We start from the raw sequence: 18374 nt of genomic DNA, 5'->3' as shown, positions 1-18374 counted from the left end.
ATATACTTATGGAGTAAAGCTAAAAAGAATCCAGAAAATATTCCAGATTCTTTTGTGAAAATCCTTGCTAGGGCTTACTTGGACCGAAAGAAATCCTGTTGAGCTAAATAGTCATAATGCTCTTTGTTAAATTGATACTGGCCCACATGCTGACTAATCTGACCGACATCCACGGAAAAAATATAGGCTTCATTTTGATAGTTCCAATTCAGCCTAACTGCATTCAAGACTGGCTTATAAGTAAAATCTTTAACTTGATTCCAAGGCATCTCAAGGACTTGATTAAAACGATTCTCAGTTATATCACTGATGTCCATCAAATAGATCCCCTTAGGTGTGAATGCCAGAATCTTAGGCTTCACACTCGACTGAACATAGTAACTTCCTCCTATAACGAAGAAATCAATAAAAGATTTCAGCCATGTCTTTTTCTTGAAGGCCATCAGAAAATTCTTTTGCCCTTCAATGTGGCAAGTTGAAAGAAATGATTCAATCTGTTTTTCTGTTGCAAACTCCATAATAGCACCCATGATGTTACCTCCATAACGATTACTACATAGCCAGATAAGAACTCTTCACATAAAGAAGAACCTATCATTTGTTGCATTTTATCTTACTTTTCCAGTAGATGACATCCCTCCTATAACATTACACTAGCATGTGCATACTTCAATCAACATTGGGTAAATTTTCGAACGTAGTTTCTTATATTCATTATAACATAAATTTAATAAAGCAATTAAAAAATGTAAGCACTTTTCTTCCAACTTCGCTACCATTCTATTAAAAAACGACAGCTTCTTTCGAAACCATCGTTTTCTTTAAAAATCCTTATTTGACATGTTTTGCCAATTCTTCTTGAGCTTTTTTATTGGATTCTTCTTTTTCTTTCAGCCATTTTTCTTTGGCTTTTTCATATTCTTCTTTTGTGACTGTCTTATCTTGTACTTTGAGGTATTTATATGATTCAATACCTTTATTACCAGCTAATGAATATGGTTCTGAGAAAGGAACTGTTTTTCTCAATACTGGTGTTCCCCCCTTAGAAATATTTGGAATCGCTAAAGCGCTATCTACCAACCATGCTTGGATCTCAGCATACTTTTCATAGCGTTTTGCAAGATCTTGCTCCTTATTGGCTTCTTCCAGCATTTGAGTGTAGATATCCAGTCCAACAGCCTTAGCCTTATCATTAGATTCACCAGGCTCTATACCCAGATTTTGCAACACTCCACCGCTCTTCACATTGAAAATATCAAGATAAGTTGATGGATCTTGATAGTCAGATCCCCAACCACCGTTATATAGATCGTAATCTTTCTGAGCAGCAGTCTGAGCCAGATAGCTTGTACTATCATAGTCTTCAGTGGAGAGTTGTTGAATATCAATTACAACATTATCTGCACCTAAGGCTGCTTCAATAGATTGTTTCATAGAATTTGCCTCTTGGACACCCTTTTTAGCAGCTTGGTCAACTGTCATGTCCAAGTGGATAGGGAATTGAACTCCTTTAGCTTGGAGTTCTTTCTTAGCCTCTGCAAATTTAGCCTTGGCTTTTTCAGCATTGTAGTATGGATCTTGGGCATCCGCAAAGTTGATTCCTTGCCATTCCTTACCATAATTGACCATCTTAGAGGCTACTACTTCACCAAAGTCTTTTCCGTTGATACTTACAAAGTTTGGAGGAACAACCAAGTTACGCAAAATCTTAGTTGCACCATCTTCTCCTTGAGATTGAGCCCCGTAAGCTGTACGATCATATGCAAAGTTGATGGCTTGACGGAAGTTTTTGTTAAGAACCGCTTCTTGAGTCGATTTCTTCTCAGCATCACTTGTTTTTGAAGTGAATTTATAAGATTTTCTATCTAGGTTAAAGTTTAAGAAGTAAGAAGTAGCATCTTGCAAGCTATAGATGATATTGTCCTTATTCTTTTCTTTAATTCCTTCAAAACTTGAACTATTTGGATAAAGACGAGCATAGCTATAAGCACCTTCTACAAAGTTACGAGCCAGTGCATCTTGGTCACTACCATCATAATAGGCCAATTTCACATCATCTACAAAGACATTTTTAGCATCCCAGTAGTTCGGATTTTTCTTGAATTCAATGACAGATTTTGAAACAAAGGATTTCATCAAGAAAGGTCCATTGTACAAAATACTAGATGGGTCTACCTTCCCAAAATCATCCCCTTTTGATTTCAAGAAATCCGCATTGACTGGGAAGAGAATGGTTGAGGTTGTTTTTGAGTTCCAGTAAGATTCTGGTCGTGTCAAGGTATATTGAACAGTTTGGTCATCAAGAGCCTTGACTCCGACAGTTGAAAAGTCTGTTGTTTTACCAGTGATATAGTCATCCAAACCAGCGACGGATTCTTGCACCAAGTACAAGGCTTCTGATTTTTTATCAGCTGCATATTTCAAACCAGTTACAAAATCTTGGGCAGTTACAGGAGCATATTCATCTCCATCTGCAGTATACCATTTAGCATCTTTACGCAGTTTGTAGGTATAGGTCAAACCGTCCTTAGAAACACTCCAATCCTCTGCCAAGGATGGAATATAGTTTCCATACTGGTCATTTTCCATGAGCCCATCTACCAAATTAACCACGATATCATTAGTTGTTGCACGGTTTTCTGCTAGATAATTCAAACTAGACGGATCACTAACATAAACATAGTTATATGTTTTTGACGCTGTGCTGGAATTTCCACACGCGCTTAATAAAATACCTGCACTTAACACGACACCCGCAAGTGCTACATACTTGGCTTTAGACTTTTTCATCTTCAGAACCTCCTGATTTAAATATTTGTCTTATTATACAACTTGAGTTTTATTTAGTCAATAGATTTTTAAGTAAAATTTAAGAAAAATTAAATTACCATCTACAAACTTTAGCTATTATTCTACAAATTAATAAAAAAGAGAATAATTTGAACATTTCATGATAGAAATGTTCAAATTATCCCTTTTATTTATAAATATTTTTTAAGTTAACTTTAATTTGATTCGTAGGCGATCTGCTCGGGCTTTTCCAATCACTTTATCCAATAAACGGGTACGGAGGCTCATAATTCCATAAACTCCTCCACCCATGGCACCGACAAGAGTTACATATAGAAAACTCCACAAACGCCCACTTGGTTGGAAGACAAATCCCAGTATCCACTGGATAGCACCTACACCGATGAACATAACAAAAGTCAACAAACTGATTAAAATCGTTCTCCTAAATACCACATTACCTCTCATTCCTGTTACCCTACATAGTTCACGATAAATGAATAGAATAGGGATGATAAGAGCGATTGATGTTGAAATCAAAGGACCATAACTGTGAAAAAGATAAATTGTTGGTAATTGCAAGACTAGCTTAGCAACCGAACCATAGAAAAAGTAACGGATTGCTTTACGATTATGGAACATAGCCTGAAGCATTGGTGACAAAACCATATATACACCCAAAATGGTTGACTGCAAGACTGCAAAGATAAACAAACCTAATGCCAAACCATCTGGCTTCCCGTAAAATATGGTATAAATAGGTTCACCGACCATGACCACTCCCACAGTTGCAGGAAAAAGAAACAATAGAAGCATCGTTAGATTATCTTGAATCAATTTAGAGGCAGACCTCAAATCACCTTTCACATAGTTTTCGGTCAAAAGTGGCAAGCCTACACCACCAATCGAAACTCCTAAGGAAATCAAAATCATAGTGATTTTATTAGGATTGGCTGAGAAATAAGAAAACATGACAACCAAGTCTTCATTACTATAGTTGGTAAACCAGCTCATACTATTGATAAAGGTCATCTGATCCAAAATCTGGAAAAGCTGGATAGCAGACCCTGTCAGGATAAAAGGAATGGCTTCCTTAATGGTATCGATCAAAAGACGCTTACTATTAATCTTATCTCCTGTTTCAAGGACTCTTTTAAGTAATCCTTCTTTGGCAAGGAAATAGATCAAAACTACAAAACTAGCCACCATGCCGACAAAGGCAGCAAAGGTGGATTGGGTAACCGCTGCTAGATAATCTCCTGAGCCCATTTTCATAATCATAAAGGTAGCCAAGAGCATCCAGATTACACGAATGACCTGTTCAGCGATTTGGCTCATGGCATAAGGTTTCAGGTTATTCATCCCTTGGAAGAAACCTCGAATCACACTCATAGATGGGAAAATCAAGACTGCCCAAGCCAAGCTCTGCATGATTGGGATCAGGTCTTTCCCTACACCCGACAAATCTGCTAGCCAAGGGGCAAAGACATACAAGACTAGTGCAAAGACCAGACCAAGTCCTGTCATAAATCCTAAAAAGCTCCGAATCAGGGCAAAGCTATGCTCTTCTTCTCGCATGGTATTGTACTTGGCAACTTGCTTGGCCACTGCAACTGGAATCCCTGCTGTTGAAATCAGCAAGAACCAGGCATAGATATTGTAGCCCATGGTAAAGAGACCATTTGCTGTAGCCGCATAAGACCCCATCCAGATATACCAAGGGATAATATAAATAGCCCCGAGTAGACGACTGATAAAGTTACTAGCCGTTAGCCAAGCAGTCCCTCGTAACATCTGGGCCTGCTGGTGATTGTTTTCGTTAGACATAGATTCCTCATTTAATTTTAATAACTAGGAAAAATTCCTCATCTTCCATTATAAACTTTTCCTTGTCACTTGTAAATTTACGACTTTCGGTTTACAATAGAAAGTATGATTAAGATTGAAACCGTATTAGATATTTTAAAGAAAGATGGTCTCTTCCGTGAGATTATCGACCAAGGACATTATCACTACAACTACAGCCATGTCGTATTTGACACCATCTGCTATGATAGTCGCAAGGCCAAAGAGAAGAGCCTCTTTTTCGTCAAGGGTGCTGGCTTTAAGAAGGAATTTTTGCTTTCTGCCATCTCTCAAGGCCTCGGTTGGTATGTGGCTGAAGAAGACTATGAGGTTAGTATTCCTGCTATTATCGTCAGTGATATCAAGAAAGCCATGAGTTTGATTGCCATGGAATTTTATGGGAATCCCCAAGACAAACTCAAACTCCTTGCCTTCACTGGAACCAAAGGTAAAACAACAGCAGCCTACTTCGCCTATAACATTTTATCTCAAGGGCATCGACCTGCTATGTTGTCGACCATGAACACAACTCTAGATGGCAAGACTTTCTTTAAGTCTGCATTGACAACCCCTGAGAGCATTGACCTCTTTGACATGATGAATCAAGCTGTGCAAAATGGCCGTACCCACCTCATCATGGAGGTATCCAGTCAAGCCTATCTGGTCAAACGTGTCTATGGTCTCACCTTTGATGTGGGAGTTTTCCTCAATATCAGCCCCGACCATATCGGCCCTATTGAACACCCTAGCTTTGAAGACTACTTCTACCACAAACGTCTCTTGATGGAAAATAGCCGAGCAGTCATCATTAACAGTGACATGGACCACTTTTCTGTCTTGAAAGAACAAGTCGATGATCAAGACCATGATTTCTACGGTAGCCAGTCTGATAACCAAATCGAGAATTCCAAAGCCTTTAGTTTTTCAGCTACGGGTAAACTCGCTGGAGATTATGATATTCAACTGATTGGGCATTTCAATCAAGAAAATGCAGTCGCTGCTGGACTTGCCTGCCTCCGTCTAGGAGCAAGTCTTGAAGACATCAAAAAAGGAATCACTGCAACCCGAGTTCCTGGTCGTATGGAAGTTCTCACTCAGAAAAACGGAGCCAAGGTTTTCATCGACTATGCCCACAATGGTGATAGTCTCAAAAAACTCATCAATGTCGTAGAAACTCATCAAACTGGAAAAATTGCACTGGTTCTTGGTTCGACAGGAAATAAGGGAGAAAGTCGTCGCAAAGACTTTGGACTCCTCCTCAATCAACATCCTGAGATTCAAGTCTTTCTGACTGCTGATGACCCCAACTATGAAGACCCAATGGCCATTGCAGATGAAATTAGTAGCTACATCAATCATCCTGTTGAAAAAATTGCGGATCGAAAAGATGCCATCAAGGCAGCGATGGCTATCACAAGTCAAGAATTAGATGCTGTGATTATCGCAGGTAAGGGAGCCGATTGCTACCAAATCGTCCAAGGTAAGAAAGAAGCCTATCCAGGAGATGCAGCAGTCGCAGAAAATTATTTATAAGATAGTAAAAAATCAAGGGAAATGAAACCCTTGATTTTTTCTATTTTTATTTAAAAGCGTTTTTCAAACCTTCAACGGCACCTTCTACAGCATCTTTAGCATCTTCAACTACTTCTTTTGCCTTAGCAACTGTCTTTTCTACAGCGCCTTCTGCTTCAGTCTTACCATCTCCAGTAACTTTACCAAATCCTTCTTTGATAGCGCCTGTTGCTTGTTCCAATTTGTTTTCAAGTGACATATGATTGTCTCCTTTAGTTTTATTCCGATATGTGTTACCGGTTACATATAGTTTATACCGAATACTAAGGAAAGTCAAACAATGTGCTCACAAAAAAGAAATCAGGCCAAGTGGAAAGTTAATCTTTCCTTATCAAAATCGACGGCCAATTCATACTTTCCATCTTCATTTTGGACAATATAGCCCAAGACTACTAAACTGTCCACAAAGATATCACGTCGTTTCTGCATCAGTTGATCTTTTTTGAGAAATTTTAGCAAAAAAGTCGTCATATATTTGAGAGCATACTCAGGATTGACATCTCCCAAAATGTCATAGAGTTCCTGCTGTTTTTCTGTCAAAGGATACTGATGTTTGACCTTGTAAAAATAATTGGACAGAGTCATTTTTGATCTCGCAAAGTCCGTCTTTTCAACTAAAATAGCAGCATTGGTTTGATTTCGTAATTCTGTCTCAAAAGTCTGCTCCAACAAGGCTTGATAGACCGGACTATCTTCGCTGATAAAAATCTCTTGATCCAGTTCGAGACTATCGAGTGACTCCAGCATAGGAAGATTAAGGTAATAACGCTTATTTTCTCGTAGAATCAAACCTGCCTTTATATACTCTTCCATGAGTTTATCAACTGCCACATCTGAAAATTGAGCCTTGATTTCCCGTAAAATAACATCATCATGCTGGTCCAGATAGTGGATCAATTCTCTAAAAAATGGCTGTCTCGTCAAACGAGATGGATTAAAAATCTGAATCATGAAGATTCCTTTCTTTACTTTTTAACAGAGGCGATGCTGCCAATTGACTGGGATTGGTCCCGGGCTGGTTCAAAGGAACAGACAGACCTAATTCTCTGTAATACTCTCTCCAAAAATCACTAATCTCCTGCTCCCCATCCCCAAATTTCATAGGTATGGTTTCAAATATCGGTAGGATTTCTGCCATGTACTGAGAACAGTAGAAGCCAGTTCCATCTGGATAGAAAGAAGCATTGTAGGGTGCTCCTAGATGTTTGTAAGCTTTTTCCTTCACCGAATGGATATCCATTTCTGGGTAAACATAGAGATCGTACAAGTGATTGGACTCAAAGAAGTCTGCTGGTTCTTGACAAACAACACCAGCCTGTCCACTAGCGTGGTAAATCATCCCATCCAAACAAATGGCAACATGGTTATAGTTGCCTGTGGAAGTCTGGATGGCCTGTCCCATATCTGACTCATCTCTCACAAAAATCAAATCGCCATTTTCTAACATGCTTCACTCCTAGAAAAAAAGAGCCGAAACTCCTTTCGATATAAGTCAAACTAGCCTTTTCTAATTTGAATTAACACTCAAAATCTTAAACATTAAAGCTTTCAGTCAATTGAGGTACCACTTGTTTCTTACGTGAAACGGCACCAGCAAGGAAGGCATGATTGTTTTCAAGTTTGAAGTTGAAGGCTGCTTCAACCTTGTCCATATTGGCACCAAGAGCCAAGATTTCTGAGTTTGAGTTGACGATATCTGTAATCATCAAGACAAAGTCAGAGTAACCGTTTGCTTCGTTAGCAGCTTGCATTGCAGCTTCGATTTCTGCTTGGCGTTCCAATACTTCAGCGATGTCAACTGTGTTTACTTGAGCAACACGGACATTATTTCCGTTCAATTCAAAAGTCTTAGCATCGATGTCAATCAATTCGTCAGCAGATTTGCTAGCCAAGTTTGTACCAGCTTTCAACATAGCTAAACCATATTCTTCCAAGTTTACACCAGCCAATTCAGCCAATTCAGGAGCAATGACTTTATCTGTTGGATGTGTTGTTGGTGATTTCAAAAGAAGGGTATCTGAAATCAAACCTGAAAGCATCAAGCCAGCAATCTCTTTAGGAACAGCTACACCATGTTCTTTAAACATACGGTAAACGATTGAAGACGCTGATCCAACTGGCTCCAAACGCATGTAAAGTGGGCTTGCAGTTTCAAAGTTAGCCACGCGGTGGTGGTCTACAACACCATAAACTTCTACTTCAGCGATATCTGATACAGATTGTTGGAATTCATTGTGGTCAGTTAGGATAACTTGCTCTGCACCTTCTGCTTTGGCAGAAGTGATAACACGCGGTGCTTCTACACCAAAATAGTTCAAGACAAAGGCTGTTTCTTCATTTGGAGTTCCAAGTGCAACAGCTTCCGTATCCAAACCGTAAGCTTCTTTTGCAAGGTAGGCAAAGGCTACAGATGACCCGATGGCATCTGAGTCTGGATTTTGGTGACCAAATACTAGAATCTTAGACATGATAATACCTCATTTTGTTTATTCTCTTTATTGTAGCATTTTTTTCGCTTTTTGACAAAAGTAAGAGGAGTCAAAGGACTCCCCACTATTCTTCAAAATAACTGAGTAAATTTCTATCTTGATTTTCAGATAAAAATTGCTCCTTCTGTGGCCTCTTCTTACGCTTGAGAAGGGCTTCAGCAGACATGGCTTCTTCCTTACTGGCAAAACCTTGAGCATAGATAAGTTTGACTGGCAAGCGTGCTCGTGTGTATTTGGCTCCCTTCCCACTATTGTGGATAGCGAGGCGTCTTCTCACATCAGTCGTATAGCCTGTATAGTAGGATCCGTCACGACACTCCAGCACGTACATATAAGCCTTATGATCCATAATAAATCTCTTCAAGTTCAGGCGTATAAGAGCCATCATCATTGTGAACAATGAGAGGGGGTAAGACCTTAAAGCCGCTTGTTGAACCATCCTTGATGGCCTCAATCAAAAGCATATTGGCTTCCTTTTCTCTTTTTGGATAAACAAACTGCAGGCGCTTAGGGGCTAGATTATGCCGTTGTAAGCTGTCCAAGATATCTAAAAGCCGATCAGGACGATGAACCATGGCCAAGCGTCCATTCGATTTAAGAATACTCTGGGCACTGCGACAGATTTCCTGCAAATTAGTCGTAATTTCATGGCGAGCCAAGAGATAATGTTCACTCTCGTTCAGATTGGAATGAGGATCCACCTTGAAATAGGGCGGATTACACAAAATCATATCCACCTTACTTCCCTGAATGTAAGCAGGCATATTTTTCAAATCATCACAGATGACCTCCATCTGCTCTTCCAAACCATTCAAACGGACAGAGCGCTCAGCCATATCTGCCAAACGCTCCTGAATCTCAACAGCCAAAATCTGTGCCTGAGTCCGAGTGCTAGCAAATAGCCCCACTGCTCCATTTCCAGCGCAAAAATCCACAATCAATCCCTTCTTAGGGAAACGTGGAAAGCGTGACAAGAGAACACTATCCACCGAATAGCTAAAAACCTCTCTATTTTGAATGATTTTAATATCTGTCGAAAAGAGCTGGTTAATGCGCTCTCCTGATTTTAATAATTGTTCTTCTTCCATGGTCTTATTATAGCAAATTTATATTAACATTACAAAAGATAGAAATTTCTAACTAGTGCTTCTGATTCTTCAAATGTTGAAGGGCTTCCTTGATCCAAATTGGCATCATTCTTTTGAGAGGCGCAAAGCCGTAGTTAAAGCGGTCGCTTGAAAAGCGTCTCCGTCTAGGAAACTGGTGCTTTTCTTCCTCCAAAGTGCGGATAGAAAGACTAGCTTTCCCTGTAAATTCATCTAAATCCACTACTTGAACCTGAACCTCTTCATCGACTTTCAAGGCGTCATGAATATTTTCAATAAATCCTGTCCGAATCTCTGAAATGTGAATCAGCCCTGTATCACCCGTTTCTAGCTCAACAAAAGCACCGTAGGGCTGAATCCCTGTAATACGGCCCTTTAGCTTATCACCGATTTTCATCTTAGTCCTCGATTTCAATAGTTTCAATCACAACATCTTCAACTGGCTTGTCCATAGCTCCTGTCTCAACAGCAGCAATTTCATCCAAGACAGCGTAAGAAGCTTCATCAGCTAGCTGACCAAAAACAGTGTGACGGCGGTCTAGGTGAGGTGTCCCACCTTGGTTAGCATAGATTTCCGCAATCGGTTCTGGCCAACCACCACGAGCAATTTCTTTCTTAGAATATGGCAAATGTTGATTTTGCACGATAAAGAACTGGCTGCCGTTGGTATTTGGACCAGCATTGGCCATGGAAAGAGCACCACGGATATTGTAAAGTTCTTCTGAGAACTCATCCTCAAAAGATTCGCCGTAGATTGACTCGCCACCCATACCAGTTCCAGTTGGGTCTCCACCTTGAATCATAAAGTCCTTGATAATACGGTGGAAAATGACACCATCATAGTAGGCATCTTTTGAAAGAGCTACAAAGTTAGCCACTGTTTTAGGAGCATGCTCTGGGAAGAGCTTGATACGCAAGTCTCCGTGATTGGTCTTAATAGTCGCAAGAGGACCTTCTACTGTTTCAATGTCTACTTGTGGGAAATGCAATTCTTTTTCTACCATACCAAATCCTTCTAAGGCATCAAAAATGCCATCTTCTTCTAGTGTTTTTGTTATATAATCTGCTTTTTCTTTGATTTTTTCATGAGAAATTCCCATGGCAACGCTGATTCCAGCGTAATCAAAGAGTTCCAAGTCGTTGAGCCCATCTCCAAAGACCATGACGTTCTCTGGTTTCAAGCCTAGATATTCCACAACCTGTTCCACACCCGTCGCCTTAGAGCCTGAAATCGGCACAATATCAGACGAATGTTGATGCCAACGAACCATGCGAAGTTTGTCTGAGAGACTGTCAGGCAAGCGTAAATCATCCCCCTTATCTTCAAAAGTCCACATCTGATAGATGTCTTCTTTTTCATGGAAATCTGGATCCACATCCAAGTCGGGATAAATTGGATTGATAGCCTCACTCATCATATCGGTGCGAGTCGACAACTTAGCATTATGACTACCAACCAAGCCATACTCAATTCCCTCTTGCTTGGCCCAGGAGATATACTCCTCAACATCTGACTTCTCAATCTGATGTTGATAAATAACCTGACCTTTTTTATCTTCAATATAGGCACCATTTAAGGTTACAAAAAAGTCAGGATTGAGTTCACGAATCTCTGGCACGACACCAAAAATCCCCCGTCCAGAAGCAATACCTGTCAAAATTCCTTTCTCACGTAATTGCTTAAAAACAGTTGGGATTGAAGACGGAATAAAACCAGTCTTGGAATTTCGCAAGGTATCATCAATATCAAAAAAGACAATCTTGATTTTCTTTGCCTTGTATCTTAATTTCGCATCCATCTCACTACCTCTTTCAATCTAACTCTTTCCATTATACCATAAAGTAGCTAAATCCCCTATTTTCAAAAAGTTTCCAGTTTTATTGTAAGTCCTTGGATAAGTATAAAACTAAATCATTATCATTTTGACAACTTGCACCCATTTCTAGCGGTTTATTTCTATACCACACACCTGTCCCATCTGGAATATAGCCTCGTTTAATATACAATATCTGGGCAGGGCCATAGCCTAAGTGCAAACCTACACCAAGAGTGACCTTACTCGAAACAAACTTGACTCGTTTTTCTGCTTCTTCTAGCAGTTGATTCCCAATCCCTTGATTTCGAAAAGGCTCAAACACATTAAAATCTGATAATTCTGGATAGACTTCTGCAAAAGGACCATGTTTAGCAGAGGGCAAAATGGTAATGTAGCCCGCTACAGCACCATCAATCTCTGCAACTAAAACTTCTCTCTCCCCACTTTCCTGTTCCAGGAAATATCTAGCCAAAATTTCCTCTCTACCAGTCCAACCTTGATTCATAAATCCATGAGACAAGGATTCAATATCAGACTTAATCATATTTCTAATCGTACAATTCATCTTTGACTTACCCACCTTTACTCTTTCTATTACCATTATAGCACGCCAAGGTCAGAAAAAACTATCTCGTGAAAAAAACCAACCGGGCTTTAATTCGCTTTCTTATTTTCAAGCTCATGAAAAAGAGGTCCACTGGACCCAAACTCTCTCTCATTTTAAGACTCGTGAAAAAAAGACCCAACCGGGTCTTAATTCGCTTTCTTTTTTCCGAGCTCATGAAAAAGAGGTCCACTCGGACCCCAACTCGCTCTCTCATTTCAAGGCTCATGAAAAGAGGTCCACTGGACCCAACTCGCATTCTCATTTCAAGGATCGTGAAAAAGAGGTCCGCCCGGACCTCTTTTTTAATCTTCGTTTACGAAAGGCATCAAAGCCATTACGCGAGCGCGTTTGATAGCTGTTGTTACTTTACGTTGGTTTTTAGCTGAAGTTCCTGTTACACGACGAGGAAGGATTTTCCCACGTTCTGAAACGAAACGGCTAAGAAGCTCAGTATCTTTGTAATCAACATATTCAATTTTGTTTGCTGCGATGTAATCAACTTTTTTACGGCGTTTGAATCCGCCACGACGTTGTTGAGCCATGTTTTTTCTCCTTTATAATTTTAGTTGTCCATTAGAATGGTAAATCATCATCTGAAATATCCAATGGATTTGTTGCTCCAAATGGATTTTCATCACGTGAAAAGTCTGGTACTGAATTTGTAGGTGCTGAATAGTTTGCAGTTGGTGCAGAATAAGCTCCACCTGTGTGGCCCTCACGCACACTACGGCTTTCCAACATTTGGAAATTCTCAGCCACGACCTCTGTCACGTAGACACGTTGTCCTTGCTGGTTATCGTAACTACGAGTCTGGATACGACCTGTCACCCCGATAAGTGAGCCTTTTTTAGCCCAGTTAGCAAGGTTTTCAGCCTGTTGGCGCCACATAACGACATTGATAAAATCAGCCTCACGTTCGCCATTTTGACTCTTAAATGTACGGTTTACTGCAAGAGTAAAAGTCGCAACTGCTACATTTGATGGGGTATAACGTAACTCAGCGTCACGTGTCATACGCCCTACAAGTACAACATTGTTAATCATAGTTTACCTTCTTACGCGTCAGTTTTGACGATCATGTGACGAAGAATGTCAGCGTTGATTTTTGAAAGACGGTCAAACTCTTTAAGAGCAGCATCGTCGTTTGCTTCAACGTTAACGATGTGGTAAAGTCCTTCACGGAAATCTTGGATTTCGTATGCAAGACGACGTTTTTCCCAAGTTTTTGATTCAACAACAGTTGCACCGTTGTCAGTCAAAATAGAGTCAAAACGTGCTACCAAAGCGTTTTTAGCTTCTTCTTCAATGTTTGGACGAATGATATAAAGAATTTCGTATTTAGCCATTGATATGTTCCTCCTTTTGGTCTAATGACCCCAAGACTTTGCAAGGGGTAAGTGAGGTTCGCTCACAATAAACTATTATACTAGAAAACATTTTTTTACGCAAGTAAAAAGGCTGAAATAAAAAAGAAGATGACGAATCATCTTCTCAAAAAATATAACTCTATAGAGAGTGATTAATATTTTAGTATTTATCAAACTATAGAGATTACGGATCCGTTTTACTGATTTTTACCAAAGACATCTCGATAGAGCATTCCTGTTCGTAAACTCTCTGCGTCTCCTCCTAATTGCTCCACCAACTCGTAGGCAAAGGCAAGGGCTGTTGAAGGGCCTCGACTGGTTGTCAATTGACCATCTACCACTACTGTTTCCTTGACGTAGTGACCATCAAGGATTTTCTCTTGAACGCCGTCATAACAAGTGTACTGCTTGTTTTTCAATATCCCTGCTTGATTGAGAGCAATTGGTGCAGCACAAATGGCTGCCAGTTTCTTCCCTTCTTGCTCAAAGCTTTGCAACTCTTGAACCAAGGCCTGATTGTCCCGCAAATGTGCAGAACCAGGCATGCCACCAGGAAGGACAACCATATCATAGTCTGATAAATCACCATCAAAGACACGATCTGCTGTGACTTGGATTGCATGTGAACCCGTCACTTGCTCTTCAAAACCAACCATATCACAAGTGATATTTGCACGACGCAAAACATCCACAACTGTCAAAGCTTCAATTTCTTCAAAGCCCTGAGCTAACATAACTGCTACTTTTACCATGATTTTCTCCTTATTTGATTTGTTTTAAAACAACCTTTTTCCGCTTGAATGGAACTTTTCCGCTCTTTTCTTCAGCTAGATTGGTCTGGTAACTCATCGATAAAAGTAAGCCCACACCAATCAGATTACTGATAATAGCCGATCCCCCTTGAGAAATGAAAGGCAAGGGAATCCCCGTCAAAGGAAGCAAACCTGTCACGGCACCGATATTCTCAAAGATATGGAAGAGTAACATCATAATTAAACCTGTAGAAATATAGGTGTAGAACTGATTATTTGATTTAAGAGTAATCTTCAACATACGATAAATCAGCATGAGATAAAGGGCGATAACAAGGACAGAGCCAATAAAGCCAAAATCTTCTGCAATGACCGTGAAAATCATATCCGACTCTCGAACTGGAATAAGCAGATTAGAAGCATTAAAACCCTGTCCAAACAAGCCACCGCTTCCAATGGCAATCTGTCCTTGAGCCTGCTGATAGGTCGTTGTTTGAGCAAAGTCAAATGGGTTGAGCCAAGCCAAAATACGGTTGATTTGATAGGTCGGCATTCCCAGTTGATGGAGAAAAGCCCGACCGTCCTTGCTGATAAAAATAGCTAAGAAACCTGCAATTCCTGTTACAGCAGTCACAAATACTGGGATAATAATTTTCCAAGAAACCCCCGATAATAAAACGATTCCTGAGAAAATGGCTACAAAAACCAAAGCCGTCCCCAAGTCACTTTGAAGTGCCAAAAGAACTAGGACTGGAATGGTAAAGACAATCATCCAAAAAATCAACAAAAAGTCCAGCGGAACTGTGCGTCTCCATTCCTTATGTTTCTTTGTAAATTGGACAATGACACGGGCCAACATGAGGATATAGGATATCTTCATAAATTCTGACGGCTGGAACAAGGTAACACCATTTACCGATACCCAGTTTTTGGCACCCGTTGATGCAACTAAACTTGGATTATAAAAGACGATAGGTAAGACCATAAGTCCCAAGCCTAAAATATATAGAAAGGGTGTCACCTTCCAAAGAAATTCTGTATTGAAGAGCATGACCACAAAACCAATCATAAGTCCCAAGGCAATCCAAGCAACCTGCTGCCCTAAAATGGGCAAGATATTATTTGGATAATCATGACTAACGGCAATATAAATAGCCACCACGCCTATAACCAGTAGGAAAAATACTGGCAGAAGCAAACTATAATCGACTCTAGAGTCAAGAGAACGTTTCATATACTCACCTTTTCTCTTTCTTAGATTTTTCATTTTTGTTGTTTTGGAGGAAATCACTAACAGCAGAGGTAATTTGTTTTCTATTCACCTCTCTGATAGTTCTTTCCTTCGCTAGAGCTTGTCTGATCTGTTTACCATATCGTTTATGAACAACTCGACTATCCAGTATCACAGCAATGGAAGCTTGTGCCTCTTTTCTAATTGTTCTACCCAAAGCCTGTTTGAGACGAATAATGGCCATTGGCAACTGATAATCATAGAAAGGATTCTTCCCTTCCTGACGCAACTCATGATTTAATTTTCGTGTCAAAGGTTCTTGGGGATTTTGAAAAGGCAAACGAGGAATTACTTGAATAACGCAAGGATGGGTAGAAAAATCCACTCCCTCCCAGAAACTTCCTGTTCCAAGTAAGATTTGTCGCTCTCCTTTTTCAAAACGTTTCTTCAACTGACTGGGCTCCCCATTTTTATATTGGGCTAAATGAGGATGGTCTAGTAAATCTGACACTGCTAACAGTAATTCTTTAGACGTAAATAAAACAAGTAACGGCTCTTGAAAGGCTTGTAAGGAATGGATAACTGATGTAACCTCTTCTGCATAATCTAAAGGAGAATGTTCAGTCACTAACGGAAAATCATTTACTAATAAAATTTCTTGTTGCTTCTGTTGTAAAGATTCAACTGTAATAAGTGGAGCTTCCGTAAATCCTAATAAATCCGCTAAAGAAACTCTATTACTGATTTCAAGAGTGGCAGATATGCCAAGCACTCTGCAATCTTCTGGCAATAAATCTGCTAGTAGAAAGCGGCCTTTTTTACTTGAGCAGATTAAGACATCCTTACTTGACTTCTCAGCTGTTGCCAGCCAAAATTCACGGTCCGATGTAAAAAAATGCGTCATATCTCTATACTCGGGAAGATTTAACTCAGAAAAATGCTGGCGTAAGGTTTCAAGAGAATCTAACCAATTGTCATTCTTAAGTCCTGAGTAAAACTGATCTATCAAATAGCGACATTCAAACCCGATACTCTCAAGCAACCGTCTCTGAATAAGATCTTTTTCTGTTTCCAAGGACTTTTCAACTTGTGTTACTAAATCATCGAGAAGATAAGACTCTTGGGCGAGATTTTCAAGGGCAATCAGCATTTTTTGAGCTTCATCTATGATTACCAAGCGATTGTTGACAAACTCTGGATCGTCCTCTAAACGTGTTACCAGATAAGCGTGATTGGTTAACAAAAGGCGACTCGATTTAGCCCTATCTTGACTGCGTTGCCAGAAGTCCTCAGAACTAAATAAACTTTTTTTTGAAAGTTTTCCATCATGTACAAGTTCAGGTATAATATGTTGATAACGATACAGCTGCCCGATTTCATCTAAGTCACCTGTTTCTGTCTCTGTTAACCAAATCAAGACTTGCATTTTAAAACGTGTGAATAGGCGGTTAGACTCTGGCCTATGAAGTACTTTATAGAAATTATCGAGTTTCAAATAATTTTGAGGTCCCTTAAGACTATGAATATCAATATGAAAAGTATCTTTTAATCGACTTCCTTCTTCTTGTATAATTTGATTTTGAAGGATTTTGGTAGGAACACTAACAAGGATGCCACCTTCACTTTCCATGCTCAAAGCTGGCAGTAGATAACCATAAGTCTTTCCAAGTCCCGTTTGAGCTTGAATAAAAGCAGTTTTCTGTTCTTTTAAAAGATGCTCAACTTTTTCTGCAAATTCAACTTGCTGAGGACGTTCATCCAAGTCTAATAAGGAAATATTTTTAGTAAAATCCTTAGATAGCTTACGTGGTTTTAAAAACTTACTTTTCTTTCTTAGAAAGAGTCCATGGAACTCCATCAAATCGTGAGCAGAAAGGAGGGACTGTCGCTGATATACTTCTTCAATCACTAAATAAGTTTCATAAAGGAGGTTATCCGCAAGATTTAACAAGGTTTCTAAAAGTCCTTTTGGTAACTGAAAAAGTTTTTGACGCATAAAAAGCAAAAGCTCTGCTGTTGCTTGTGCATCAGAGAGAGCGGTGTGGGCGTGGTCTAACTTAATCCCTAATTCTTGACAGAGAATGCCGAGATTGTACTTTTCAAACTGAGGGTACAAAACCTGTGCTAACTCAACGGTATCTACTCGTGGAGTTCTCAATTCATAACCTTCAAAAAATAGGTACTCTGCCAGAAGATTTGCATCAAACTGTACATTGTGCGCGACAAAAACACCATCCTTGACCAGTTCAAAAATCCTTCCAGCTACCTGTGAAAACTCTGGAGCAACTGCCAACCGTTGATCAGTCAACCCTGTCAATTCTTTTATATGAGAATCCAAGGGCTCATGGGGATTGACGTCAGTCCCATACTGATCGACGATTTCGCCATTTTCAATCACCACAATACCCACTTGAATAATTTTTGCCTTGCTTCCGGTGCTAGTGGCCTCTAAATCAACAACCACATACCGATCATTTCTCGAATTCATCATTAAAAATTATATCAAAAAAAGCCCTGTTTGACACCCCTCAACTTCGATAGAAAAATCTCTTTGCTTGAAAAAATTTTTATAAAATGTTTGAATAGTATTATACAGAAAAGGAGACATAAGATGAACCCATTAGATTTGTTTAATCAAGTAAAAGAGCTAATCGAAACAAAAGATTTCGAAGCTGCAAAAACATTTGTTGCAGAAAATCAAGAACAGCTTGGAGAATACTTCTCTCAAGCTCAGCAGTTGATTTCTGGTTCTGAAGGTCTAGATGGCCTCGTTGGAAAGATTAAAGGATTTTTCTAAA

At 39.6% G+C, this 18374-nt stretch carries 20 protein-coding genes; 2 read left to right on the top strand and 18 right to left on the bottom strand.

Annotated elements, in window-relative coordinates:
* Window positions 1-74: 74 nt before the first annotated feature.
* The 3 genes from D8855_RS07870 to D8855_RS07860 all read right to left on the bottom strand — a co-directional run bounded on the left by D8855_RS07870 (window position 75) and on the right by D8855_RS07860 (window position 4617).
* The gene (locus D8855_RS07870) at window positions 75-530 is read right to left on the bottom strand and encodes a hypothetical protein (RefSeq protein ID WP_084926839.1); all 456 of its coding nucleotides are present in this window, start codon (window positions 528-530) and stop codon (window positions 75-77) included.
* A gap of 301 nt (window positions 531-831) precedes the next feature.
* Window positions 832-2790 (bottom strand): peptide ABC transporter substrate-binding protein, encoded by a 1959-nt coding sequence (locus D8855_RS07865; protein ID WP_125416846.1) that lies wholly within the window; start codon window positions 2788-2790, stop codon window positions 832-834.
* A gap of 204 nt (window positions 2791-2994) precedes the next feature.
* Window positions 2995-4617, bottom strand: a complete 1623-nt coding sequence (locus D8855_RS07860; protein WP_125416844.1) for a putative polysaccharide biosynthesis protein — start codon at window positions 4615-4617, stop codon at window positions 2995-2997.
* A 105-nt stretch (window positions 4618-4722) separates the two neighbouring features.
* On the opposite strand from D8855_RS07860, the gene D8855_RS07855 reads away from it, so the two are divergent.
* Window positions 4723-6168 carry a UDP-N-acetylmuramoyl-L-alanyl-D-glutamate--L-lysine ligase gene (locus D8855_RS07855; protein WP_125416842.1) on the top strand — a complete coding sequence of 482 codons (1446 nt, stop codon included), beginning with the start codon at window positions 4723-4725 and terminating at the stop codon, window positions 6166-6168.
* Window positions 6169-6214: 46 nt separating this feature from the next.
* Here the strand turns inward: D8855_RS07855 and D8855_RS07850 are convergent, their stop codons facing one another.
* From D8855_RS07850 to D8855_RS07780, 15 genes are all read right to left on the bottom strand, one after another.
* Entirely contained in the window at window positions 6215-6406 is a 192-nt protein-coding gene (locus D8855_RS07850; RefSeq protein WP_049488510.1) for a CsbD family protein, read from the bottom strand.
* Between the two features lie 101 nt (window positions 6407-6507).
* Window positions 6508-7158, bottom strand: coding sequence for a DUF1803 domain-containing protein (locus tag D8855_RS07845; RefSeq protein ID WP_070482121.1), 651 nt, complete (start codon window positions 7156-7158; stop codon window positions 6508-6510).
* Window positions 7142-7654, bottom strand: coding sequence for a YiiX/YebB-like N1pC/P60 family cysteine hydrolase (locus D8855_RS07840; protein WP_070482120.1), 513 nt, complete (start codon window positions 7652-7654; stop codon window positions 7142-7144). The genes D8855_RS07845 and D8855_RS07840 overlap by 17 nt, the downstream gene beginning before the upstream one ends.
* Window positions 7655-7739: 85 nt before the next feature.
* Window positions 7740-8675, bottom strand: coding sequence for a manganese-dependent inorganic pyrophosphatase (locus D8855_RS07835; RefSeq protein WP_061590327.1), 936 nt, complete (start codon window positions 8673-8675; stop codon window positions 7740-7742).
* Window positions 8676-8760: 85 nt separating this feature from the next.
* A complete protein-coding gene (locus D8855_RS07830; RefSeq protein WP_033681555.1) occupies window positions 8761-9045 on the bottom strand; it encodes a GIY-YIG nuclease family protein in 285 nt (94 codons plus the stop codon).
* Entirely contained in the window at window positions 9035-9784 is a 750-nt protein-coding gene (locus tag D8855_RS07825) for a tRNA1(Val) (adenine(37)-N6)-methyltransferase (RefSeq protein ID WP_000390769.1), read from the bottom strand. Before D8855_RS07825 ends, D8855_RS07830 begins: the two co-directional genes overlap by 11 nt.
* Window positions 9785-9836: 52 nt before the next feature.
* Window positions 9837-10199 (bottom strand): S1 RNA-binding domain-containing protein, encoded by a 363-nt coding sequence (locus D8855_RS07820; RefSeq protein ID WP_061590328.1) that lies wholly within the window; start codon window positions 10197-10199, stop codon window positions 9837-9839.
* A 1-nt stretch (window position 10200) separates the two neighbouring features.
* Window positions 10201-11601, bottom strand: a complete 1401-nt coding sequence (locus tag D8855_RS07815; RefSeq protein WP_061590329.1) for a bifunctional Cof-type HAD-IIB family hydrolase/peptidylprolyl isomerase — start codon at window positions 11599-11601, stop codon at window positions 10201-10203.
* A 79-nt stretch (window positions 11602-11680) separates the two neighbouring features.
* Window positions 11681-12184, bottom strand: coding sequence for a GNAT family N-acetyltransferase (locus tag D8855_RS07810; RefSeq protein ID WP_061590337.1), 504 nt, complete (start codon window positions 12182-12184; stop codon window positions 11681-11683).
* A 344-nt stretch (window positions 12185-12528) separates the two neighbouring features.
* Entirely contained in the window at window positions 12529-12768 is a 240-nt protein-coding gene (gene rpsR, locus D8855_RS07805; RefSeq protein WP_000068664.1) for a 30S ribosomal protein S18, read from the bottom strand.
* A gap of 31 nt (window positions 12769-12799) precedes the next feature.
* Window positions 12800-13270 (bottom strand): single-stranded DNA-binding protein SsbA, encoded by a 471-nt coding sequence (ssbA, locus tag D8855_RS07800; RefSeq protein ID WP_000609606.1) that lies wholly within the window; start codon window positions 13268-13270, stop codon window positions 12800-12802.
* An 11-nt stretch (window positions 13271-13281) separates the two neighbouring features.
* Window positions 13282-13572, bottom strand: coding sequence for a 30S ribosomal protein S6 (gene rpsF / locus D8855_RS07795; RefSeq protein ID WP_001151786.1), 291 nt, complete (start codon window positions 13570-13572; stop codon window positions 13282-13284).
* Window positions 13573-13790: 218 nt separating this feature from the next.
* Complete coding sequence (locus tag D8855_RS07790; RefSeq protein ID WP_061590330.1) at window positions 13791-14345, bottom strand: DJ-1 family glyoxalase III; 555 nt, start codon at window positions 14343-14345, stop codon at window positions 13791-13793.
* Between the two features lie 10 nt (window positions 14346-14355).
* Window positions 14356-15579, bottom strand: a complete 1224-nt coding sequence (locus D8855_RS07785) for an FtsW/RodA/SpoVE family cell cycle protein (protein WP_125416840.1) — start codon at window positions 15577-15579, stop codon at window positions 14356-14358.
* A 4-nt stretch (window positions 15580-15583) separates the two neighbouring features.
* Window positions 15584-18064 carry a bifunctional DnaQ family exonuclease/ATP-dependent helicase gene (locus tag D8855_RS07780; RefSeq protein WP_312023010.1) on the bottom strand — a complete coding sequence of 827 codons (2481 nt, stop codon included), beginning with the start codon at window positions 18062-18064 and terminating at the stop codon, window positions 15584-15586.
* Between the two features lie 123 nt (window positions 18065-18187).
* On the opposite strand from D8855_RS07780, the gene D8855_RS07775 reads away from it, so the two are divergent.
* Entirely contained in the window at window positions 18188-18373 is a 186-nt protein-coding gene (locus D8855_RS07775; protein WP_001068558.1) for a hypothetical protein, read from the top strand.
* The last annotated feature ends 1 nt before the right edge of the window (window position 18374 follow it).

The sequence above is a fragment of the Streptococcus mitis genome, assembly GCF_003942685.1.
Taxonomy (GTDB): Bacteria; Bacillota; Bacilli; order Lactobacillales; family Streptococcaceae; genus Streptococcus; species Streptococcus mitis_CD.
This window is presented reverse-complemented; position numbering and strand designations above follow the sequence as displayed.